We start from the raw sequence: 2,848 nt of genomic DNA, 5'->3' as shown, positions 1-2,848 counted from the left end.
TTCAGATGGATTCTGAAATAATGTGCAAAATTTTTGCGGATTGTTCCGGATTTTGCACATTCTTTCGGAACGTTTGCACGCTCTTTCAGATGAAGATTTCCAGCGCGCCTGATGGACCGATGGAAAAGAAAAAGCACAAAAGAGGCCGATTCGGCCCCTTTCATGCTAATACCCCATTTCCTCTGCGGCCATGCGCACCACTTCTTCGTCAATGGCGTCCTTTTTCAGCTGATACCCGTATAACAGGCACGTCGTGGCCAACATGTTGATCACCCGAGGCCATCCCCGCGACTGCAGGGCAATCGCCTCTAACGCCGATGGGGTGAAGATCGGATGCTTCGCCCCGGCCTGTTTCATCCGATGCTTGATGTAGCCCGCCACCTCTTCCTTCTCCAGCGGCCCCATCCGGTATCGCATGATGATCCGCTGGTCGAGAGGGCGGTGCTGATTGAGCCGCAGCTTCCCCTGTAAATGGGGCAGCCCGGCCAAAATCAAGACAAATGGGTTGGTCGAATCCATCTCAAAGTTGAACAAGATCGCGATGTCCTGTAAAAATGCATCCTTCGCTAAATGCATCTCGTCCAAAATGAACACCGGCGTGATCCGCCGTTCATGATACAATCGCTCGATCGCCTGCTGGATTTGGCGGAAGAGGTCTACCTTGCGGTACTTCGGTTCCTCTCCTAATCCCAAGGCCAAACCACGGTAAAAATCCATCACGCCTCCGGTGGATAACGGAAAGTAGACAACATGATACAATGATGGATTCAATGATTCTTTCAGCGCCCGAAGGGCGAACGTCTTGCCCGCCCCCGGCTCTCCGATCAACAGCCCGATCCCCCGGGTTCGTTTCACGTACTCCAGCGCCCGCAACGCTTCCTGAAACGGCGCCCCTTGATACGCCTCGGACGGGTCTGTTTCTTTCGCAAACGGCTCCCGCGAAAGGGAGTAAAACGATTTATACACCGTGTTCTCCCTCCTTCGCCGGAATCGCCGCAAACGGGGACCGATGGCGTTTTACATAGGCGTTGTCCTCCAAACGAACCCGAACGGCCTCCGCCACCTTCCTTCCATCTTCGTACACATAGACGCCCCGTTCGTCATAGCGGAGTTCAATCGATTGCCCAATGAACCGGGGCGGCACTTCATACAGCTGCTTGTTCAAGGTGATCGTTCCATCGGCTTTGACCTTGCGGTGCTCCCGCTTCAGAAAAATCGCATCCAGCCAATCGCTATCTTCGATGAACGACACGAGATGCACTTGCGATTGAAACACCTCATGCGGCGTTTTTCCGTCCAGCGAGGCGTGCGGTTTTCGATGATACTCCTCTTCAAGCCACCTCCAAAAGCGCTCGTTCAGCTCTTCGAGCGACTTCGGGGGATCCAACTCCAGCAGCGGATAAAACCGCGTCTGTACGGTGCGGAAGAACCGTTCGATTTTCCCTTTGCTTTGCGGGTCATACGGCTGGGTGTGGATGAGCGTAATTCCCATCTCGGCGCACGCATACTTCAGCACCTCGGATCGATAAATTTTCCCGTTGTCCGAGTAAATGCGCTTCGGCTTCCCGCAACGAAGCACCGCTTCCTTCGTGACGATCCGCAGCCCGTCAAACTTCTCCGAAGGGAAACTATACGTACGGCACAAACCGCGAGCAGTCATCGATATAGGCGATCAAAAACGTTTTCTGGGCTTTCCCATTGACTCGAATCGTTGGTCCATGGGATAAGTCCCCTTGCCAAAGCTCATTGATCTGGTCATACGCAAAGCGCTTTCGCTCCGGCATGGGCAAGATTTCTTTCCCGACAAGGTTGTGTTTTTTCAACAATCGGTATATAGTAAAGTAAGAGGTATGATTTTCTGGGATTTCCCCCTGCTCGATCAGGTGTTCGTAGAACACCGTCACGGGCATGGTGGGATGTTCTTTTCTTAGGGCTAAAATATGATCCTCATCATCGGGCGACAGACGCCTTGAGTGGCCGCGGTCCGAACGGCGCTTCGGCTTTAAGGCGTCAAAGCCCCCTTTTTTGTATCGGGTGCACCAATCGAGGATCGTCTTGGCTGCGATTCGTTTGTCGCCCTGGTGGGGAACATGGTGCACTCGCTCGCTCACCTCTTTCAGATACGTCTTCGGTTCCACCTGCCCATTCACCAACGGAGCGATTAGCCCGTACCGAAACAGGGCAATGTCGTGTCTCATCGACTCATCCATTCGAATCTCCTCCTTGTCTCACTTGGAATCAGGACCGTTCCGGTCCGTCTGCCCTTATCGTACCGGATCGCTTTTTCTCCGTCGATAGGAAAGGTTTGTGGGAACCTCAACCATTTCCAATTTAGGATATGTATGTAAAATCAGGATCCCATTTGATTCGCAAAAGGGTGTCGGAATCCGTCCTTCCACATGTCTCTGATGACCGAATCAAGACCGTGTTTCTCCAACGTCCGGATCCACCAGGAAGCCCGTTCCTTTTCTTTTTTCACGATAGGGCCTATGATCCTCCACCGCCTCGCAAAAAAGCTGTGAAGGTTTGATAGGTTTCGGCAGAACCGCCGGACATAAAAGATGATGCCTGATGCCGTCCTTTGTCGGGAGAAACGGAGCCCGGTTCGTCCCCTCGGTCAATCCCAACTGCTCTTTCACGACTTGCCATATGGCGGACAACGTATACTGAAAATACGGGAGGAGAAAGGAAGGCAGCACACTCACCGTCTTCAAGCATTCTCGACAGCGATACCGGACAATCCAAATGCGATCATCACCATGTGGGGTCAATGCGTTTCGCTCATAGTAACCGTGGCGGTGCAACGGGCGCTTGGCCCGGCAATGCGGACACTGTGTCAGAAGAGGGA

1 protein-coding gene and 2 pseudogenes are annotated in these 2,848 nt (G+C 53.0%); all 3 read right to left on the bottom strand.

The window, feature by feature from the left end; genetic code table 11:
- Window positions 1–165: 165 nt before the first annotated feature.
- On the bottom strand, window positions 166–966 hold the full coding sequence (locus tag ACTVDO_RS17250; RefSeq protein WP_442901948.1) for an ExeA family protein: 801 nt from the start codon (window positions 964–966) through the stop codon (window positions 166–168).
- Window positions 959–2,210 (bottom strand): annotated as a pseudogene (locus ACTVDO_RS17245) (IS481 family transposase). Before ACTVDO_RS17245 ends, ACTVDO_RS17250 begins: the two are co-directional and overlap by 8 nt.
- 140 nt (window positions 2,211–2,350) lie before the next feature.
- A pseudogene (locus tag ACTVDO_RS17240) lies at window positions 2,351–2,848 on the bottom strand (DUF6431 domain-containing protein); the annotation flags it as partial.

The organism is Geobacillus sp. BK01 (assembly GCF_052220245.1).
Lineage (GTDB): Bacteria > Bacillota > Bacilli > Bacillales > Anoxybacillaceae > Geobacillus.
Note: the sequence above shows the minus strand (reverse complement) of the source record. Positions and strands in the feature narration are given on the sequence as shown.